This window comes from Neobacillus sp. NPDC058068 (assembly GCF_042885335.1).
Taxonomy (GTDB): Bacteria; Bacillota; Bacilli; order Bacillales; family Cytobacillaceae; genus Neobacillus.
Map to the genome: position 1 here is coordinate 122,667 of NZ_JBHVSI010000004.1, position 21,053 is coordinate 143,719.

21 protein-coding genes are annotated in these 21,053 nt (G+C 36.8%); all 21 read right to left on the bottom strand.

Annotation, left to right across the window (positions count from 1 at the left end; translation table 11 throughout):
* Nucleotides 1–5: 5 nt before the first annotated feature.
* The gene (locus ACFVSW_RS06380) at nt 6–1,331 is read right to left on the bottom strand and encodes a nucleotide sugar dehydrogenase (protein ID WP_387313651.1); all 1,326 of its coding nucleotides are present in this window, start codon (nt 1,329–1,331) and stop codon (nt 6–8) included.
* Nucleotides 1,328–2,434, bottom strand: coding sequence for a non-hydrolyzing UDP-N-acetylglucosamine 2-epimerase (gene wecB / locus ACFVSW_RS06385; RefSeq protein WP_387313653.1), 1,107 nt, complete (start codon nt 2,432–2,434; stop codon nt 1,328–1,330). Before wecB ends, ACFVSW_RS06380 begins: the two co-directional genes overlap by 4 nt.
* An 86-nt stretch (nt 2,435–2,520) precedes the next feature.
* Nucleotides 2,521–3,144, bottom strand: a complete 624-nt coding sequence (locus ACFVSW_RS06390; protein ID WP_387313656.1) for an acetyltransferase — start codon at nt 3,142–3,144, stop codon at nt 2,521–2,523.
* Between the two features lie 44 nt (nt 3,145–3,188).
* Entirely contained in the window at nt 3,189–3,434 is a 246-nt protein-coding gene (locus ACFVSW_RS06395; protein ID WP_387313659.1) for an acyl carrier protein, read from the bottom strand.
* A 65-nt stretch (nt 3,435–3,499) separates the two neighbouring features.
* Nucleotides 3,500–4,462 carry an ATP-grasp domain-containing protein gene (locus tag ACFVSW_RS06400; RefSeq protein ID WP_387313661.1) on the bottom strand — a complete coding sequence of 321 codons (963 nt, stop codon included), beginning with the start codon at nt 4,460–4,462 and terminating at the stop codon, nt 3,500–3,502.
* Between the two features lie 24 nt (nt 4,463–4,486).
* Complete coding sequence (locus ACFVSW_RS06405) at nt 4,487–5,734, bottom strand: type III PLP-dependent enzyme domain-containing protein (RefSeq protein ID WP_387313663.1); 1,248 nt, start codon at nt 5,732–5,734, stop codon at nt 4,487–4,489.
* Nucleotides 5,721–6,662 (bottom strand): beta-1,6-N-acetylglucosaminyltransferase, encoded by a 942-nt coding sequence (locus tag ACFVSW_RS06410; protein WP_387313665.1) that lies wholly within the window; start codon nt 6,660–6,662, stop codon nt 5,721–5,723. Before ACFVSW_RS06410 ends, ACFVSW_RS06405 begins: the two co-directional genes overlap by 14 nt.
* Nucleotides 6,663–6,677: 15 nt before the next feature.
* The gene (locus ACFVSW_RS06415) at nt 6,678–7,613 is read right to left on the bottom strand and encodes a polysaccharide pyruvyl transferase family protein (protein ID WP_387313668.1); all 936 of its coding nucleotides are present in this window, start codon (nt 7,611–7,613) and stop codon (nt 6,678–6,680) included.
* 197 nt (nt 7,614–7,810) lie between these two features.
* A complete protein-coding gene (locus ACFVSW_RS06420) occupies nt 7,811–9,154 on the bottom strand; it encodes an ANL family adenylate-forming protein (RefSeq protein ID WP_387313671.1) in 1,344 nt (447 codons plus the stop codon).
* Nucleotides 9,155–9,853 carry an SDR family NAD(P)-dependent oxidoreductase gene (locus ACFVSW_RS06425; protein ID WP_387313674.1) on the bottom strand — a complete coding sequence of 233 codons (699 nt, stop codon included), beginning with the start codon at nt 9,851–9,853 and terminating at the stop codon, nt 9,155–9,157.
* Nucleotides 9,838–10,152 (bottom strand): acyl carrier protein, encoded by a 315-nt coding sequence (locus tag ACFVSW_RS06430; protein ID WP_387313677.1) that lies wholly within the window; start codon nt 10,150–10,152, stop codon nt 9,838–9,840. Before ACFVSW_RS06430 ends, ACFVSW_RS06425 begins: the two co-directional genes overlap by 16 nt.
* A gap of 26 nt (nt 10,153–10,178) precedes the next feature.
* A complete protein-coding gene (locus ACFVSW_RS06435) occupies nt 10,179–11,231 on the bottom strand; it encodes a 3-oxoacyl-ACP synthase III family protein (protein WP_387313680.1) in 1,053 nt (350 codons plus the stop codon).
* 14 nt (nt 11,232–11,245) lie between these two features.
* Nucleotides 11,246–12,301, bottom strand: a complete 1,056-nt coding sequence (locus ACFVSW_RS06440) for an ATP-grasp domain-containing protein (protein ID WP_387313683.1) — start codon at nt 12,299–12,301, stop codon at nt 11,246–11,248.
* A gap of 92 nt (nt 12,302–12,393) precedes the next feature.
* Nucleotides 12,394–13,626: a glycosyltransferase family 4 protein gene (locus ACFVSW_RS06445; protein ID WP_387313686.1), complete on the bottom strand. Its 1,233-nt coding sequence runs from the start codon at nt 13,624–13,626 to the stop codon at nt 12,394–12,396.
* On the bottom strand, nt 13,607–14,287 hold the full coding sequence (locus ACFVSW_RS06450; RefSeq protein ID WP_387313688.1) for a WbqC family protein: 681 nt from the start codon (nt 14,285–14,287) through the stop codon (nt 13,607–13,609). The genes ACFVSW_RS06445 and ACFVSW_RS06450 overlap by 20 nt, the downstream gene beginning before the upstream one ends.
* A gap of 19 nt (nt 14,288–14,306) precedes the next feature.
* Nucleotides 14,307–14,942: a PIG-L deacetylase family protein gene (locus ACFVSW_RS06455; RefSeq protein WP_387313690.1), complete on the bottom strand. Its 636-nt coding sequence runs from the start codon at nt 14,940–14,942 to the stop codon at nt 14,307–14,309.
* Nucleotides 14,943–14,957: 15 nt separating this feature from the next.
* The gene (locus ACFVSW_RS06460; protein ID WP_387313693.1) at nt 14,958–16,058 is read right to left on the bottom strand and encodes a glycosyltransferase family 4 protein; all 1,101 of its coding nucleotides are present in this window, start codon (nt 16,056–16,058) and stop codon (nt 14,958–14,960) included.
* Nucleotides 16,055–17,323, bottom strand: a complete 1,269-nt coding sequence (locus tag ACFVSW_RS06465) for an O-antigen ligase family protein (protein WP_387313696.1) — start codon at nt 17,321–17,323, stop codon at nt 16,055–16,057. The genes ACFVSW_RS06460 and ACFVSW_RS06465 overlap by 4 nt, the downstream gene beginning before the upstream one ends.
* 68 nt (nt 17,324–17,391) lie before the next feature.
* Complete coding sequence (locus ACFVSW_RS06470; protein WP_387313698.1) at nt 17,392–18,741, bottom strand: polysaccharide deacetylase family protein; 1,350 nt, start codon at nt 18,739–18,741, stop codon at nt 17,392–17,394.
* Nucleotides 18,738–19,691: a GNAT family N-acetyltransferase gene (locus tag ACFVSW_RS06475; protein ID WP_387313701.1), complete on the bottom strand. Its 954-nt coding sequence runs from the start codon at nt 19,689–19,691 to the stop codon at nt 18,738–18,740. Before ACFVSW_RS06475 ends, ACFVSW_RS06470 begins: the two co-directional genes overlap by 4 nt.
* Nucleotides 19,692–19,759: 68 nt before the next feature.
* The gene (locus ACFVSW_RS06480) at nt 19,760–21,046 is read right to left on the bottom strand and encodes an oligosaccharide flippase family protein (RefSeq protein WP_387313703.1); all 1,287 of its coding nucleotides are present in this window, start codon (nt 21,044–21,046) and stop codon (nt 19,760–19,762) included.
* Between the last annotated feature and the right edge of the window lie 7 nt (nt 21,047–21,053).

Here is a 21,053-nt window from a genome sequence, read left to right on the forward strand (position 1 = left end):
CCCCCCTATAATAATTCAATGTTTTCTCGATTCACTACTAGTTTCATAGCATTTTTCGTATCAAATATAGCCTTTGCATACTGCTGGACAAAAGAATAATCAACATCAGTATGGGCCGTTGTTACGATAACTAGATCAGCATGTTCAATCAGTTCCGCTGTTAATTCAGATTCGCCCTTTTTAAGCTTTCCATGTTCCCGATACTCCTGAACGTAAGGATCATAGTAAACTACTTCTGCTCCTTCTTTTTCTAACTCTTCAATAACTCTTAGAGCAGGGCTCTCACGATAATCATCAATATCTTGTTTATAGGCGACACCCAATACTAGGATCCTTGAGCCATTCATCGCCTTTTTATGTCTATTTAAGATTTTACTCGTTCGCTCAACACAGTATTCAGGCATACGGTCATTAACCATCATGGAAGATTCAATCATTGAGGTGTGAAATCCATATTCACGTGCTTTCCAGGAGAGATAATATGGATCAAGCGGAATACAGTGTCCTCCAAGTCCTGGTCCAGGATAAAAGGCTTGGAATCCATATGGTTTAGACTTCGCAGCATCAATAACTTCCCAGAAGTTTATGCCCATCTTATTACAGAGAATGGCAAGTTCATTTACAAGCCCTATATTTACATTTCTATAGGTGTTTTCGAGGATTTTCTCCATCTCAGCTATTGCTGGTGATGAAACACGGTGAATTGGGGCTTCTAGGATGCTTTCGTAGAGTGTAGCTGCGACATCAGTACATCTTGGAGTGATCCCTCCGACGACTTTGGGTGTGTTTTTAGTCTTATAGATTAAATTTCCCGGGTCTACACGTTCCGGTGAAAAGGCAAGATAGAAATCCTCACCGCATGTTAGTCCGGATGTTTCAAGAATGGGCTTCACGAGTTCTTCCGTTGTTCCAGGATAGGTCGTTGATTCCAAAACGATTAACATATCTTTATGCATATAAGGAACGATGCTTTCGGCAGAGGTTTTAACATAACTGATATCTGGCTGTTGGTGTTTATCAAGAGGTGTTGGGACACAAATACATACACAGTCTGCATTTGCTGCCTGGGCAAAATCGGTAGTAGCTGAAAGAAGTCCTGACTTCACAATTTCTTGAAGATCTTCATTGACAACATCACCAATATAATTTTTTCCCATGTTAACCATTTCTACTTTAGATTCCTGTACATCAAAACCAATCGTTTTAAACCCAGCCTTGGCTTTTTCAACCGCAAGGGGCAAACCTACATATCCCAAACCTACAACTCCAAGTGTTGCCGTCTTTTTTAATAATTTATCTTTTAATTTACTAGTCAAAGTAACAGTGCTCATGTTGCTATTCCCCCCCTTTTTAATATGGCCTGACATATATGTTCTGCCGCATTTCCATCACCGAATAACGGAGGCTGTGGATGCTGCAAACAGTGTAATGGTCTTGAGACAGTTTCTAAAATGGCGGTGCCAACAATTGGACTTAACCTATTCCAGCCATTTTCTAGGGTTTCAATCCATTCTGTTTGATCCCTTAGAGTTGTACACGGCGTCTTAAGGAAATAGGCTTCCTTTTGAAGTCCGCCAGAATCGGTCACTACCATGTAGGCATTTGAGGTTAAGTAAAGCATCAGCAGATAGCCGGCCGGTTTGATGATTGTTACATTGTTTAACTTTATATCCAGTTCAGCAATTCGTTTACGTGTTCTTGGATGAAGTGGTATTAGAACCGGCATCTCCATCATTTCAAAAGCAGAAAAAATTTCACGTAACTTCATATCATCATCTGTATTTTCTGCACGGTGGATGGTAGCAAGGTAATATTCTTTTTCTTTGAACCTATGGATTTCCCCGTTTTCAAAGCTTAATTCATCCAGCCAAGCACCGTCAGCATATCGATTTTTTGAAATTTCCTTATTTCTTTGGACTGTATCCAACATGATATCGCCTGTATTAATAACGCCGGCTGTGATTCCTTCTTTTTCTAAGTTGTCTACAGCTGTTTGTGTTGGACAAAGTAATAAATCGGAAATATGGTCTGTTAATACTCTGTTTTGTTCTTCTGGCATATGCTTGTTATAACTGCGTAACCCAGCTTCCACATGAATGACAGGGATATGTAATTTACTGGCTGCCAACGCTCCTGCCAAAGTAGAATTCGTGTCACCATAGACAAGCATGCCATCGGGCATTTCTTTCAAAATGATTTCTTCTATTTTTTCCAGCATACGTCCTGTTTGGACACCATGACTCCCTGAGCCAACCCCTATGTTATAATCGGGTTTTGGTATGCCAAGCTCCGCAAAAAAAACAGCAGACATATTGGCATCATAGTGTTGACCAGTGTGTACTAATACTTCTTCATTTTCTTTTCGAAACACTTCGGAAAATGGTGCTGCTTTGATAAATTGCGGACGAGCACCGAGGATTGTTACCAATTTCATTTTCTCAGTCCTTTCTTTGCTCGGTTTTACGCAATAATGACACCCACCTTCTAGTGAGTGTCATTATTTTGCTGCTGCATTTTGGATTAGATTCGTTTAGCCGGTATACCAAAGACCGTGGTATCCTGAGTAACCTGTTTAACTGCAACACTGCCTGCCCCAATTTTTGCAAAGTCCCTAACTTTTACGTTTGGGGTAATGACTGCATGACTGCCAAGAAATACCCCCGTACCTAGTTGAGTGCATCCAGTCACATCTGAATGAGAATTAATCGTACAACCATTACCAATACTTACATCATGACCAACCGTTGCACCTAAGTTAAGCAACACAAAGGAACCCAATTGAATATCACACGTTAATACGGCCCGCGGACAGATGACACTCCCTTTGCCAATTTCAACATTTTTACCAATTATCGCTGTCGAATGGATGAGGGTGATAAACCGGGCGCCGCGTTCCTCAAGCACATTCGCTATTGCAAGCTTTGTCTTTGGGTCCGCAATTGCCATCACTAAGATGTGATCGTGTTCAGGCTGATAATCCTGAATTGAACTGATAATAGGAAGATCATATTTATAACCATCAAGAAGATTTAAATTATCACTAATAAACCCGATTGGCTCCCAACTTTGATCTGTGAAGTCAGTTAACCAACTGTAGATCATCCTTGCTAGACCGCCGGCACCAACAATAATTAATTTATTCATCGAGTATTCTTCCTTTTCTTTTCAAATGGGCTTCATTGTGATGCCTAATTTCCAACTAATTCACGTTTGTCATTGATGAGTTTTAGCAAATCCTCAACGTTCATACACTTGCGAATCGCTTCATTTGAAATCGTCAGCTGAAAATTTTCATCGACCATAACAATGACAGAAATAAGAGCTACGGAATCCCAATTCTCATTTTCTTCGAATCGATAATCGCTGTTTAAATCAGACTTTTCTATTTCCAGTAAATCCGCCAATTCAGCTAAAAAGTTGTCCATTTCCATCATCAATGCACACTCCTTTTCGATTATTTGTTCTTTAAATAGAACGTAATGGTAAAATTTTCTTTCATTTAAACAAGAATCATAAAATCATCATATTTAACCATGATGGTGCCCACTAAATAATCATTTTCATGATGGCCATTAGGACTACCGTTTAGATTATTAATAATATTTTTTATAAAGTTTTGACCCGATTCATGTGCATGCAAATATCCTCCGCCAAATCTGGGGTTAATTTCGGATATAATATAACCTTCATCGGTTTTAAAACAGTCAATATCGATAGGTCCAATCGGTTTAAGTGCAACAATTAGTTTTTCGATCATCTGTTTTAAAACGGGGTCTCTTACTGAAATAGATTTATCTGTTTCGCCTGCACGCATCTTTAACTTCTGTTTAATAAATATATTTACAGCTTTTTTGGTATGTAGATCAATATAACAATCGACACCCATTTCATCTCCGGTTATAAAAGGCTGTACAATATAATCCTGTTGATTATCTTGGAATACTCTAAGCTCTTCTATTGAAGTAACTCGATGAATCCCGATACTTGCGCTTCCGTTTTTCGGTTTTACTATTAATGGAAAATTTATTTTGCATTTCTTTAGATCCTCTCGTACTCTATCAATTCCGACATAGGTTGGAATTGTTGGTATATGATTGGCCTGTAAAAATTTATAGGTTTTATCCTTGTCGCAGCAAATATCGACAATATCCTTATCGGACATAATCAGATGAATACCTTCCTTTTCAAACTCCTGCTTACAGCTTGCTAATAAAGGTAATTCAGGGTCGATTAGCGATAATACACCTCTTATATTAAATTTATTACAAAGGTATTTAACATGATGAATATATTCTGGATTGTCAATCGGCGGCACGACCTCAAAGAAATCAGCATGATGTAATGCTGCCGCATTGGGGTCGCAATCAATCGCGACTACTTTTCCGTTTACTTTTTGAAGTTCCTTCTTAAAGTATTCAACTAGCTTTACTCGGCGACCAACACTACAGAGTAATATATTCATTTATGAATCCCCTTTTTTCATTACTTAAAACATATAGATGTCTTCATTGAAAAATTGCTTAATGGATTCCTTTTTTCGGACGATAAATACTTCACCATCCTCAGCAGCTGCAATACAAGGGCGCTCTTTAATAAATGGCGGATTAAAAACGATGGTATAGGCTCCCACATTTTCAAAGATAATATAGTCACTTTTCTCGGGCAGTTCAGATAGAATTTCGTGTGCTAGGTAATCCTTTTCCATACAGGTATAACCGACAATATTGAAAACTTGCTTTGCTTCTGCAGTTCCGCTTTTTCTGATTATCTTCATTGGCAGATTATGTTTGTGCATGGTCGGTTTGATATTATGAACACTGCCATCCACTAACACAAAAGTCTGCTCTCTAATTGTTTTCGTTTCGATCACTTTTGCAATAAAAATGAAGGTATTGGCCACCATTGCCATTCCAGGCTCTATTATTAATCTTGGTTTTTTTTCATAGCTGCTAAACTCCTGATTCATTATTTGGCAAATCGCTTCTGCGTAGTCATCAAATGATGGAGCATTTTGGTGAAAGGATGGCGGTAATTCTCCATAAATTCCTCCACCGACATCCAAGTAGTCTAAATTATCTAATCTATATTCTTTGGCAATGTCGCATAGTTTTTGGGTTATTTTCCGATATGATTCTATCTCTCGATTCCTTGTAGAAAAATGCCCATGCAGCCCAGCTATTTGAATGTTGTCTAAAGCGGCCAATTCATTTAGTCCAGCTTGCAGATTTCCATTTTCGATACAAATACCAAACCTGCTAACTTCATAACCTTCTTGAAGGGCACTTTGACCATTATAGGAAATATCAAAATTTAACCGCAGCCCCACATTAATTTGTTTGTTTGGATGATGTAACGCATATTCTTTTACAAACTCAAGTTCATAAAAAGAATCAATATTTATGGTACTTTCATTTTTTAATGCTAAATGAATATCATCCTGACTTTTTAATGGACCATTAAAGATGATTCTTTTCGGATCTTCGCCTATTTTAAGCGCCAAATCATACTCTAATCTTGAGACAACTTCAGCGTATGCACCTAGTTTTGACAGTTCCTTGCATAAAAAGGGAAGATAATTTGTTTTATAGGAATAACCTATAATAAAGTTTTCATATCTGCTTTTAAATGCGGTCTCGATTTTATGGTAGTTTTGTCTTAATTTATCTACATCTAAAATATAAAAAGGGGAACCCAACTTCTTTTCTAATTTATTTATTGCTTTATATTCGAACATAAAGTTCCTCATCCTTATTAGCTAATTTAGTACTCTCAAATTTCACCTTATCAGCAAAATAATTAATTACGGAGTCATCAATGTTTTCATCAAATTTTCTTGCAAAATAACCATTCGATTCCTCAATTAATGGAATATCTTCGCTTGTTAAATCCTGCGGTGAATTTTGCGAACTTAAGGTTTCACCCCATTTTAAAAACAAGAGGTTGTTATCCATCACAGCTGTTTTATATTGAGAATTCATAATCAACGTATGAAAAAACCATTGATCAGGCACCAATGAATGTTCAAAGTAGTTATAAAACCATTCATTTTCATCTAAAAATTGGATGATGTATTTTGCTGCATCATATGGCACCGTAAACCACTGTGAACCTTTATATAAAGAGTATTCCTTGGGCATTTTGTTTCGATTAGGGAAGATATTTATCCCCTTGCGATATAAGCCTAGGACAATACTGCGAAATACCCGGGCGGGGTGAAAACTAGCATAGCGTTTGCGCATAAATTTAGGCCAGGATATCTCCATTAAACCCGAATTAAATCTACCTACATTTCCTAGCGTCATAAATATTTTTCCTTTGTTATTAATCAGGAAATCTTTGAAACCATCTTTCACCAGTAAATCCTGCCCGCTTCTTAAGCAGACAAAATCATATTCATTCTTGGAAGCTACTACTTCTCTCAACAACCGGATAGTTGATTCGACCTGGCTTATATCTCCCCATTCACAAATACCGCATTGTTGCAAAACGTTCACAAATGGACTCTTCACGATGCCTTCCTTTAAATTTTGATAATTCCTTTTATCAATGTGAACAAAGACATCTGCTTGTTCTTCTGAAATTAACTGCTTAATAAATTTATTTACTTGGTCTTGGTTTTTGTGAATCTGTAAAATATATGCCGTTCGCGGAGAAGAATTCAATATCATTCACCTCTTTCAAAGTGGCCAATTTTTTAAAGCATCCAATAACGGTCCAAACTTTTCGCTTAAATCTAGGTTCATTTCCTCAGTATTCGTATTATTAAAGAGCGAATTAATCTTACCCACTATTTTCTGTTCATCATAGATGTTAACAAAAGCAATATAATTTAGATTGGCCAGCCACTTCTTATAGGTACTGGCGATTTTATGATTTGTATTCGGTAACACGACACAAGGTGTTTTCGTAATTGCGCAAAAAATCATCCCATGTAACCGATCCGTGACAACAATCTTTGACTTTTTGAAGGCAGTCCAAATATTTTCTAATTCTTGTTCCTCATTGTCTTTTGGAAATTTCCCAATATGGGTGTCATAATAATGAACATTTGGATATCGTTCCTTAATGGATAGTAGAAGACTTTCTTTTTGCATATTTGATATTTTTTGTTCCTGATCGTTCCTTAAACACAGGATGATTCCATCCCGAGTTAATTTTGGTTCGATTAAATTAAGGGATAAGACAATATCAGGGACTAAATAGACATGATTATCACTAAAGCATTTTTTCATCATTTCATAGGACTCCGGCTCTCTTGCAAAAAGATGCAAATTTTTATGCTTAGCGTATACCTTTCTACTTTTGTTTAACGATTTTAATCCTCTAAAATCCATTGTTTGCGGGAATGAGATGATTTTATTATTTGGGAAAAGCTTAATGATCTGGCGTCTGCGAACCTCCAGCCCCTCGTATACGTCGCCCATATTTCCGCCGCCAATTGTGGTAATAATATCTTCTGGATTTATTGATTTCTTTAGACCAGAAAGCATCCCAAAATCATTAGCATATAACGTTATCATTTTATAATTAGGAAAATGCTCCATTAAAAACTTCTTTTGTGCATAAGTAATCGAAATATCGCCTAGGTTGCCGTAATTTGCTGCAATGCTCACAATTATTTTTAACTCATTTTTTGAAATTTGAGGATATCTACTTTTTTTGGATAATAAAAACTTAAGCTTTAACTTCCACTCCATTGGTATAATATTAGTAAATTTTGAGGCCCCTATTTTATTTAAAATTTTTATCATTCCGAATCCACTCCGTAGATATATAGACTAATATCCGCTCAAATTTCTAATTTCTTTACTTAACTTTTTCTCATCTTTTTAAATCTGTCATTGTGCAGCCAATTATCAACCAATACAAGCTTTTGCGGAATTTTGTATCCAGGCAATTTATCTTTACAAAATTGTAGTAATCGGAAGCGGAATTCCTTTATTGTTTCAGGTGTAGACAACTTTACAAATGCTTTAACCATTTGCCCGGTAATAGGGTTAGGCTCACTACTAACAGCAACCTCTGCTACACCCTCCATTAATTGAATGATACTCTCTACTTCAGCAGGAAATACCTTTTCTCCGCCGACATTGATAACCTCTGAAGTCCTCCCAAGAATTTTAATATAATCTCCGTCGACCTCAACTTCATCCTGGGTCATGAACCAGCCATCTTCTGTAAAGGGAGTTGGTGCATTGAGATAGCCCAGCATGGCTGATTGTGCCTTTATTTCCAGCATTCCCTTTCTAACCCGCGTTTGAAATTCATCCCCGCCAACCTTCACCCAAAGTGAATCGGATGATTTTGATTTTGATCTTAGTATCCCTACCTCGGATAAACCGTAAGTCTGCAAGAGACGAACATGAGGAAATAAACTATGGAATTTCTTTAGTGTTGTTTCTGGCATTACTTCCGTTCCATAGGTGACTAACTCAAGACTTTCCAAATTACAGCCCTTATAGGCTTCGCTTAGCATCATAAGATTAAGAAATGTCGGGGATGTTGGAAGCGTCTGTACTTGATAATTTTCGATTGCTGAGCAGACAAACGCTGGTGACCGGTCTTGAACTGTAATAAGACAGCCGCCATTTGCTAAGGTATAAAACATTGTGTTCAGCCCGCCGATATGATCGAAAAGTAAAAAGGCAATCGTCCGCTTAGCATGCCTTGCTCTTTTAAACTTTTCTAATAATGGCACGAAATCGTGTACGGCAGCTTTACTCTTACCCGTTGATCCTGAAGAAAAGAGAATAACGCCAGGATGTCCGATATGGCGGAGCTTGGTATAGATTTCATGCGTAGCTTTCTTATTCTGTTTACTAATTGAAATATGGTCATCTAGATTTAAGGAAATTAGATATTCTGCCTCTGCAATCTCACAAAACTCTGCTTTCTTTTCCTTCACCGCTTTACTTAACAGGGCGATGATACATTGTGATTCAATCAATGCTAACAACAAGGCGACAGCGGCTGGGGAAAAATCTGCTTCGAAAGCAACAACACTTCCTGCAGGCAAATTCTCTTCCGCTAATTTCAATTTCCAGTTTTCAAAAAGATCAAGCATACTACCGTAGGAATAGGCTTCATCATGCCAAATAAGCGCTTCATTATTGAAATTTTGCTTAAATTGTTCCAGTATAAAATCAATAAACATTTATACCCCTCCTAGAAAAAGAGTTTGCCCTGTAATAAATGAACTTTTCTCCTGTAGAAAAAAATCGATCACATTGGCGACATCTTCAGCTGTTCCATATCGTTTTATTGCTTGCCTATCGATAATGGCAGCTATCTTTTCTTTCGGAACCGCACGAATTAAGTCTGTTTCGATTGGAGTAGGGCCTATCGTATTTACAGTAATTCCAAAAGCTGCTAACTCTTTGGCAATGACTTCGGTAAATGAGATAATGGCAGACTTTGATGCTGCATAAACTGATTCCCCCTCAAGCTTCAGAGGAGCAGCTACCGTGGTGAAATTAACAATCCTTCCATACCCATGTTTCTGCATAAGCTTTGCGGCTTCTCGACAACAGAGAAAAGTACCAATCACATTGGTATTCAGTATCTTGTTTACAGTCGAGAGCGGTGTCAATAAATAGTGATTCATTGAGGCTACACCGGCATTATTAATCAGATGATCTAGTCTCCCATACTTTTTCCTAATGGATGAAAATAGCGACTTTACGCCATCTTCATCTGCGACATCTACCTGAAAGTGCTCATACCCATCGAGACTCCAATCCGGTCTATTTCTACTGCAGCCAATCACAAAATGTCCCTGCCGTATATAATATTGGGCTAAATATTTTCCGATGCCCTTTCGAGTGCCAGTTATTAAGGTTATCGGTCTGTCCACATTGGCATCTCCTCTTCAATTAATCTAGAAATATAATCAACTAGTAGACCCGCCTTTAAAAACGGACTTGTTTGTTGACTCATTGCCTTCTCATCTGCCAAAATGAAGGATACCGCAAGCTCATCTTCAAGCGCCTGTTCAACCATGACAATTAATGAAACTAATCCTAATGAATCCAGTACTCCTTCTTTTCCAAACAATGGAGCAGCTTCACCTAATTCAATCGGGATTTTCTGTTCGTAAGTAATATTAAATTCTTCAATCGTATTTAGCACAATGTTGGAGATCTTTTCACGCATATTATGTCCTCTTTCTTTAATAAGACTTAAATTTCAATTGGATCTAATATTAGTGTTGAAGAAAGATTAAGTGAACAGGACGCCCATGATAATCCCACACCAAACCCGCAGCAAATCACCTTTTGCAGCTGATTAGCTTCAGTTAATACCCGGTGTTTGAGGGATAACATCATAGGGATTGACGCTGGTCCAGTATTGCCAACATTTGCTACGGCAATCGGAACAGAATTCAGCGGAAGCTTCATTTTTTTGCGTAAATACTCAAGCATAAATTTGTTGGCTTGGTGAAAGGCAAACGTACCAACCTCGTCCTTTCGCCATCCTGTATCATGGAGGAGCTCATCAATCATCGGCGGAACTTCCCTCAGAGCAAAGGACATGATTTCCATTCCATTCATTCGTAAGGTTTCTTCATTACGGATAATCCCATCCTCTGATTCAAAGGGTATTGCTGTCTCAACACTGAGCGGTTTTCTAGAACCTCCTGCAGGAATGATTAAGTTTTCTGCTCCAGAACCATCTGTTCTTAAGCTAAAATGGGAGAGGGATTCGCCTTTTTCAACAAGCGCAGCGCTGCCTCCATCACCAAACACCATCCGAACAGACCTGTCATTCGGGTGAACCATTCTTGTTGAAGTATCACCAGAACAAACTATAACTCTTTCATATCCAGCAGCTTCAATCATCATTGCCGCTTGGTATAGGCCGTAAACAAAGCCTGAACAGCCATAATTAATATCAAAGACAGCAGCAGTTGTCCGCAGCCCAAGCCGATGCTGCAGTAAAACACTGGTTGCAGGCATTTTATAATCCGGTGTTTGGGAAACAAATACAATCCCGTCAATTGTTTCCGCGGGGACTTCAAGCTTTTCCAGTAATCCTTCAGCTGCAGCTAGACATAAATCAGATGTACATTGATCATCCCTAGCCACTCGGACCTGTTCAATTCCTGTACTTGCTATGATCCTTTTAACCTCTTCTGTTCCGTAAAGGTAGGATAGTGAGGTTAAATCAACTGAGTCAGAGGGTATGGCGCTGGCGATACCGCTAATAACTGATTTCGTAAACTTAGACTTCAAGTGAATCACCTATCTCATTTATTAATAATAAAGAAACTTAACTCATAAAAGGGATCACGAATAAAAAGCTTAGTTTGAATAAAGATTGATTGAAAATCTTGTCTGCTAAAAGAAAGTTTGCTTACCTTCTTCATCATAGAATTTCTTTTAAGTGAGACAGTCCCAGACTTGACCTCATTAAAAGGGATTTCATTGCTTTGATGATTAATCGCAAGTTCAATAAAGTTAACCCCAGCATAGGTTGAATGCAGCATACTTCCCCAAACCCTTGGATTGCATTCTAATACGGAGATGGTTCCATCTTGTTCATTACATCTTAAATCAAAGTGGATGATTCCGGAAAAATGAAGGGCTTTAACAATTTCCTCACCTATTTGTAAAGCTTCTTTATTTTGCTCAAAGACTAAACCCTTGTCAGTTCTTCTATTAATGATCCACGCTTTTATAGTTCCATTTAAACTAAAAATGCCCAAGTTCAAATCATAACCCGGGATATATTCTTGAATTAGCAGGGGAATAGAGGATTTATCTATAACCTTAGATAATTCGTTTAAATTTTCTGACCTTATGACGTCTTTTGAGTTTTCACTATCAAGCGGTTTGGTCATGACCGGAAAATGAACATGGCTCGTTATCTTTTCAATTTCTAAAGGGGCTAATAATTCTGTCTTTGGTGTTGGAATACCTTGTTCTCGTAAGAATAAGTAAAAATCCCATTTATTATTTAGCATTGAAAGCGTTTGATAATCGGACATAGGGTAATGATTGTTATAGTTGGGGCTGTTGGTTGCATATTTACTAATATATAAAGTAGAGCGAATCCCCGTTGGAATGACAAAATTATTGTCATTTTTACTTATAAGAGTTTCGATGATCTCATTGATCTTTTGACAATCAATATTTAAATCTTTTTCTTCAATTTCATAAACAGATTTAGACAACTTTGATAAGGAGACTGATTGAATTAATTCTTTCGTACCTATAAATGAAAATTTAATTTTACTGGTTAATAGACTTCTAATCACACATCTTGTTAAACCTTTGTGGCAGCCTACGATTATTACATTCATATTAACCTCCCAAAGCTCATTTTCAACTTTAGATAAGTAAACGTAAAATATTCCCCACCTCTCAATAGGCGGGGAATATATATAAAGATTGCTTATTTTAAATCTTGCTCTAGCACAGTTACTAATTTTTGGGATAGCATTTCCCAGTTAAAGTTTTTTTCTAAATAACGTTTCCCGTTCGCACCCAGCTTATCACAGAGAGATTTATTTAAACTAAGGGAATCTAAGGATTCAGCCATTTCAACTGGGTTTTGCGCCCACACGATACTTCCAAAGTCATCCAAATCCCCAACTTTCATCGTACTATTCACAACAATTGGAAGCTCCGCTGCCGTATAATCATACATTTTATTAAAGCTCATTCCCCATTTATAAAGTTCTGCATTGTGCATCGATAGCAGGCCGACATCGCAGCTTTCTAATAATTTCGGAATATACTCTTTCGCAACTGAAGGAAAAAAGATCACGTTCTCCAGTTTTTCCTCCTCTTTGAACTTTATTAATCTCTCTTTCTCCGGTCCTTTTCCAAAGAATAATAAACATACTTTACTATTTTTTTCTTTCAACTTCTTAGCCGTTAACAGCAATGGCTCTAGATTATCTGACATTCCATGGGACCCAATATAAATGGCTTTAAAGTGATCTTTTAACTTACTATTTATGAATACATCCAAATCATTTGGGAGTTCCTTTGCATTATCAAACCGTTTAATATCAACACCATTTGGCAGGACTAAGACCTTCTCTTTGCTTATACCCTTGCCTTCGATATAATTTACAGCATTCTTAAAGAGAATAATGATTCTATCTGATTTCTTATACAAAAAAATCTCTAACCAACTCAATAATTTGACGATTGGATTTCGTTTTGAAACCTTCCCTAAATCGATTAGTGTTTGCGGCCACAAATCCCTTTCCTCAAAATAGAACTTGCTTCCTTTAATTTTTGAAATGATATACCCTAGTAAGGCCGCAGGCGGATGCATTAATGACCCGATTATTACATCTGGTTTCTCCTTCGTTTTTATCGCGGTTAGAAAGGCTCTAAATGTATAACCCAATATATTCCATACCCTTTTAAAATCATTCTTTTTATACTGACATGTTTTGATCCACACAAATTGAATATCATCAACTGATTCTATTCTTACTTTTTCTTTAGGATTTATAATATTGGTATCGGAAGCGCCATGATGTTCAAATGATGAGGCAAATATTTTGACATTGTAATTTTTATTAACTAGTTCTTTTGCCAAATCAAAATGGCGGGTACCTCCACTTGATTTTGGAGTAATCGCATAATGATTAAATATCCATATATTCAACGTTGCTGACCTCCTTATTAAATAAATAATCAAGTGAAGTTAAACCGGTTATGAAATCATTATATTTTTGGGGATAGACGTCTTCTTGAAATTCATGATATTCAATCCTTATATTTTCCGCTTTAAACATGGTTTCATCTAAATACTTTTTACCGCTCGGTCCTGATAAATAGACTGTTCCGCCAACTTCTTTGACAAGATTCACTAACAAACGGGAACTGTTTCCATCTAGATTTAATAAGGAGGCATTTAAGGTATTGGATTTTATCTCCAGCATACTCTGGATCAACTGAATCCCTTTAGTGGTAAAATCAACTAGTAACGTATTTTCTTGTTTGTAAACTTCTTTTATTCGCGTAAATATGCTTTCAAAGTTTATTGCGCCGCTATACAAAGATTCAATGGTACTAAGATGTTTTTTCTTCCAATCATTTTGATGATTCATTTCCACATCATTTGTCATTTGATAAGCTCTGCCTTTTGTTTTTACAGGCACTGTCAACCATTGAGGACCATTTGGGCCTTTAACCTTCACTCTATTTTGAAATCCGCCTTTTGTAAATTGGACATTATCAAGGAAGATAAACAAATCTGATTTGGCCATTTTATCAAAATAGCCTAACCATGGGAAAAGGTTAGGCTGATGAATTGAAACAATCACTTTATTCTCTCCTTCAAAGCTATAAATTTATCCGCAATACTTCGAACGCCTCTGCCCATTCTTTATTAATCTGTGTCCCTCTAACTCTTGCAAGTCCCTCAATAAACTCCTTAGTAAAATATGGCCTGTGTAATTCAATCTGAGAGGTATAGGATTGCAGCGCCTCCCATTTACTAACAATATGATGATAATTTAACTCCATAAATGCCTGAGTAGAAAAGGTAATATGATTCCATGGAAGCTCATACCCCAAGATCGACAGGTTCTTAAATGCCCTAATTCCCTCTGAATAGATGACTTGATGATCTTGATGAACGTCTTTTCCGGATGGCAGGAAAACAAGATCCGGGTTAATTAGATTTTTTAGTTTAATCAAATCTTCTAAAATATCTTGTCTGTAATATGATAATTTTCTAACTTGATAGTTATAGACAAATAAACATTGCTTTGGAATTTTCATTATTTCCATTGCATGATAGAATTCTTTCTCTAATAAATCGTTAGGTGCTCCTTTTGGCACTGATTCCTCAGCAGTGGAAAAGACGGCAATAAAAACCTCGGATCCTTCATCTAATAGTTTAGCAATCGTCCCGCCGCAGCCTAATTCTGCATCATCAGTATGCGGCGCCAGCACTAAAATTCTTTTATATTTCAAAACAATCATCCCTTATCAATTACATTCATTAGCAAAACTTTTATAGATCGCAATCAACTTACTGCTTTCAGCTTCCCAATTATATTCTGTTTCGATTGCTTTTCGTCCGTTATTCCCCATTCTTTCCGCTATTTCCGGGTTCTCAAGCAAATAATTAATGACGGCAGCAATCGCTTGCGGATCTTCCGGATTTACGCAAATACCACATTCGTTTTTCTCAATAATTTCCCTCCAGAGCGGAAAGTCGGAGCATATGACAGGAATACCCGCTGACATGTATTCAAACATTTTATTTGGCTGTGCATTAATATGATTTGGCTCCGGTAAAAACGTTACTAAACCTGCTGCTGACTTAGAAAGAAGGTTTTTCAATTCGTTTCTGTTTAATATTCCTAGATAATGGACGTTTTCTTGCTTATCCAATTTCTCCTTATTTTCTGAACTAATTGGACCGGCAAATTCTATTGCACCGTTAACCAAATTTGCCGCATGAAGCAGCTGATTTACTCCCCTCATTTCCGCTATTACGCCGATATAGCAAACCGAATTGGCCTTTTTGACAGTCCCTTCAGTGTGAGCGTCCAATAATTCATTAATTAATGGATAGTTATTAATATTAACTGTATTAAGATTGGCCTTCTTAAATCGTTTTGTAATAAATGGGGTTGCCGTTGATAGAAAATCAAATTTCTTTGAACTGGTATTTTCAAAGACTTCAAAAGCATATGCTACTGGTTTTCGAATCGCTGCAGAAATCCAATGCTTCGACAATATCGCTCTGGGCACGTCCTCATGAATATCATAAATTACTTTCTTCCCAAGCCGTTTCAATTTCAAGCCTATTGGAATAAGCTCAGGGTCATGAAAATGATAGACATCTGCATCAATTTCTAAGCCCTTCCTGTAAACTTGATTAACCGTCTTCGTCATTCTTTTAAAACGGTTGTCATTCACTTTCATTACTCCATGCAGCTGGACACCATCAACCTCAAAATCACTTATATCGGGAACAACATAATGCACCTGATAACCTGCTTGAACTAACGAACGGCATTCTTTTATAAAAATTCTTGTATCGTTATGATCATGTACGGATGTTAAATGACAAATTTTCATTGGAACTCCCTCATATTGTTTTGATTTTCAATAATGACTTTTTGTTTAAAGTTTTTCATTACAAAAATCGATACACCCAGAAAGGCAAAATAATATCTATTTTCATTGATATCACCACTTATAAGTGAATTAATAAAATAAAAAATTAAGATGGAAGTCAGCAGTAAGGAGAAAAAGGAAAAGCTTTTGTTTGCAGCATGTAAGTCCCTAATAATATACAAGTGCAAAAATACAAATAAGATAATCCCAATTAGCCCCAGTTCAGAACCTAGTTCTAAAATGATATTATGGGGATAATTCTTAATGTCCATGCCATCGTGTAATAGCGGCCAAGCTCCTATTCCGTTTCCAAATAGCAAGTTTTCCTTCCAATATAATAAACTTTGGTTATAATACTCTAAACGTGTTGCCGCAGAAGCCCCCATCCCTTGCTCTTGAAAGATAACCATTATTCTTAAGAGGGCAGTGGGTAAATTATTGGTAAAATAAAGTAAACCAATATATAACATTCCGATGAAACTGGCTGCGGCTACATAAATAACACTAACATGGAGTTTAAATGATCTATTTCTGATAAAAGATCCATAAAAAAGGATTGGGAATAACGAAATAATTAATGCCAATAGCGGTCCTCTCGCTCCGGCATTCAGAATATTAAAGAGCATAAATAATAAAAGAAAAGCAATAAAAAATTTTGTCCATTTGTTCCTCTTTATAAATAGCAAAATATACGTAAGTATAATTGCCGCCAACCCCAAAACCCGGCTAAATTCAATATAATTCCCGCCTAAAACATCTGTAAATCCACCCTTATTAACGTTGACAAAAAGTCCTTCCACTGACATCCATGTACCAAATAAAACACATAAAAATAGGAATCTTTTCAATCTCTCCAACGTGCTTGAAATAATTATGGTAGTTGCTGCAATTGTCCAGGATAAAATAGTACAAACAAAAAAAACCTTTTCTCGGGCGTAAACGGTACCTGGAGTCCACAATAGTGTAAGCAGTACATATCCCGCAAAAACGCTAAATAGAAGAATAAACTTGAGATCCTTAATATTTACTTTAAGTTTTTCCTTCCAGATAAAAATATTTAATCCGCTAAAAATGCTCAACCCAAAAAAGAATAAAGTAAAATCGATCGGAAACCAGGCAAGGCTTGGATTCGCTTTATAACTTCCCGCAAATAAAAATAAGGTAAAACACATTTCGAAACTCAATAGGCCATTTAGTATTCGTCTCATTCCATTTAGATTTAGCATGAATGGTCCCCAAACCTCAAATAAACGAATTTTTTATCCACTAAACGTAAATTTAGTTCCATTTTGCATTAGCCATTCTTCAACTCTGTTAGAATATGTGTATACACTGAATCGTGTTTTTTCCAATGTTCAATATTAAAGCTGGAGTTATGCCAAAGGTAAACAAACTTACCTTTATACTTTTTAGTAATTTCCAAAAGCTTCATCGTTGCCGATTCCATTTGTTTTGGGGATAAATCTTGGAATCCAAAAAGTGTTCCATCCATTACAATCAGTGGAAACTCCTTAATAGTTAGTTTCTTCTTCTCGATAAAATCAAAAACGGTAAACTCATAACACGTCCCGCAGCGAAAGCCTTCCCGTTCCGGATAACCTAATGTGCAATCCATTTCCATTCCATTACTGTCCCAAATATTCCATGTTACCGGCACTTCAAACCTTAGATAATGTTGACGGCCTTCTTTCACACTAAATCCAAGCGCTTCTTCTAGCCGCTCTTTTTCTTTCTTCCACTGCAATGGATCATTGTAGGCATTAAAGCTTGGATGAAAACCAATGATGTGACCTCTTTCTTTAACCTTCTTTATTATCTTTAAGGATGCAGACTCATTGATTTGATAATTATTATCAAATTGGGTGCTGCCGCCGCTCATGAAATAAAAGCGTGATTTAATGCCGGCACTCTCAGATAGATTCATAATGTAGTCGAAGGTATCATACGGGTCGTTCTGTTTTCCTAATTTAACCCGCGTCAAATCTACAATATTTCGAAAAAACAAAGTTACATTCCGTCTTTTTAAGATATCCGCTCCTAAAACTTGAACATGACGTAAGGGTCCTTTCCAATAGGAGATGTGATCGACATCATGGGTTAAAATGATTTCAAATTCACGTTCTTTTCTCTCCTGTTCAATCCCAAGATTTACAAGCATATTCCACAGCATTTCAACGTACTCGTTAACAACAGGACGCTTTAAAAAGACATTTTTGTATGCCGCACTCGCTTTTGCTGGAAACCGATTATGCATGTCTCTTTCTTTATTTACATACTCTTCCCAACGAGTGAGCATAAAAAAAGCAGAACCGAAAAGATCGATTCCACATGTTATCTCCTGGGACGTTGCTTCAATTTCATCATTTCCATAAATAATCGGAATATCATCCTCTACACAAAATGGATTCATTCCCCAGCCTATTTTGGCGGGAATGTTTTCTGGCTTTAGATAATCCTCCCCCGCTTGATAACTAAAAAATGAATCTCGAATGATTAGGATAGAATGATTTTCTAAGACAATTTTGTAATCTGCCCCTTCATATTCACAAATTTCATACGCAATTCCTAAATATTCACAAAATAAAATATCAATGATATAAGTCCGCTCAGACCAAAAATTTCTCGGAAGATAAATTGTAATCATTTCAAAACCTCTTTCAAGCCATTACGAATTTTTAATAAAATTGAATTTGTTTTTGAGATATTGAAATAAGGTTTTTGTTCTCCGCCAAATGAACTAAAGAAATGCTCAATAGGCTGAACCATACTTCCTTCAAAGTCAAACTTGTCCGTGACGGTAGAAGCAAATTTAATGGCTTCCCACATTAGCAACGAGGTGGCTCCGCTTGTTCTAAGGATCGGATCCCCTCCCCCCATAAGATAAAAAGCACTTTGCGAATCCCAAATCAGATAGATTGCACCATGAAGATGATTATTTTCATCACTTGCAAAAAATATTTTGCGGCAATTCTCCTTTGCACAAGCAGCATCAATTTTCTTTACGTATTCTAAATCGTAGGGCATCTGCCGATTTTGCCGGTCAAAGGTTTTTTTATTTATGATAAAAAAATCCTCAACTGAGTCACCGGTATAGATTGTAACCTTTTTCTCTGCCTTTCTTATTTCCCTTCTGATATTCTCCTTAAATCTCGAGAACAGCTGCTGCTGATCTTTAATATTTTCTAAGACATACGTATAACGTGTAGTTTGGCTAAATCCCTGCCAATAGAATGGCAGCCAGTTAGTAAATGAATAATGAAAATTTTGATTGAAAGCCGCAACAGATGGTAATTTCTTAATAACTTCTTTGCATATCTCTCTTTCAAAAGCTAGTTTGTTTACGTATTTTTGCCCTTCAGGATAGTTCATCCACACTCCCGCTGTTTGCGTTAATAACGGCATCGAAATATAACGAATAAACGATCTTTTCTTCAACACAAAAGGCAGACTCGCCACTATCTTGCCGCCTTTTTCAACTAAAACAACATCCCAATTCTCTTCTCCCGCCGCAGCATCAAGCCACCAATCTTTTGAAAATATCGGGATTGATGGTTCAGCCTTGCAAAGCGCCCTATATTTTTCTTTGTTATCCACAAAAAATTCAACACCTTCTCCCCCTTTGCCAGCTCTTTTTAAGGAGGTACACTTTCTTTTAATTGGTTTTATACCTCAAGTTTTTCAGGATTAGGTTTTCCATTAACGGCAAAACGATATGTCATAAATCCATCGACTATATACATAATGCTGTAGGCGATGGTAAACAGGATAATGCTTGCCTTGATTGAATTGAATATCTTATACCCAATAACAAGACTGCTCGTAGTAGAAATAAAGAGTGCAGCTTGCCAAATAATCTCATATTTATTCTTTTCTAATATGATCGATAAAGTACTTAATGGACTAGTAATAAATTGAAAAAACAGCATTGGCATCATTAAACGGGCATATTCTCCGGCAACTGCCCATTCAGCGCCAAAAACAAAAGAAAAAAGCCATGGACTGAAAATATACAGCAGCGTGAAGGGAATGATTGCCAGTAAAAATAGCAATTTAAAGGATTTTATATACAGCTTTTTGCAATTCCCGTTTATTTGTATTTCTTCTGCTGCATTTTGTCTAAAAACATCGGTAATAGCCGTTCCGATTAGAGAGACCGGTAAACTTAATACTCTCTGGGTAAGCGTAAAATATCCGACAGTTAGCGCGTTAAAAAAACTTGAAAACAGAATATTTGCCAGATTTCTTGATGAGACGTTTAACGTGTGTGCAAAAGTAAAGTATTTCGGAAAATTAGCAAATCTCTTTGCTTGCAGTAACATCTCTTTCTTTGAAATTTCCTTCAATATCATTTTCTCTTTGTTCAGCAGCCTTTTGATAATTAACCACAAGGCAAAAGCTTGCCCTATGATTGTTCCTAAAATAAGTCCTATCCCATTGGTTGCAAAGCCAAAACTAATATTCGCGGTGCCAATCCCCGCCTGTTGAATGACTTTATTAACAGACATTACTTTATACAATTTCCGTCTGTTAAACCAATAATAGATGATGGCGTAAAATCCCAATATTATTAAGGAAACAGGGATAAAATACAGCCAGATTCCCAGCTCATTGACCCCGAATAGATTAGCGAGATTTTCCCCGCCAATTAAAAAAATAAGAAAAATAAAAATGGAGATACATACATTAATCACAGCGGCCAAACCTGCTACATTAATCGCTTCGCTGTCTTTCTCAGGAATAATGATTGCTAATTCATATCTTCCTGTTGAAAGAACAGACAGAATCGATACGATTGCTGTGTAGACTGCAAAAACGCCAAATTCCTTTGGTCCATATATCCTCGTCAGTATCGGAGTAATCGCAACAGGTAAAACCTGAGCAATTGCTGTACCCGTAAATAAAGTAAAGACATTTTTAAAAAAATCATTTTTTAATAGTTTTTTCAGCATAGCTTTA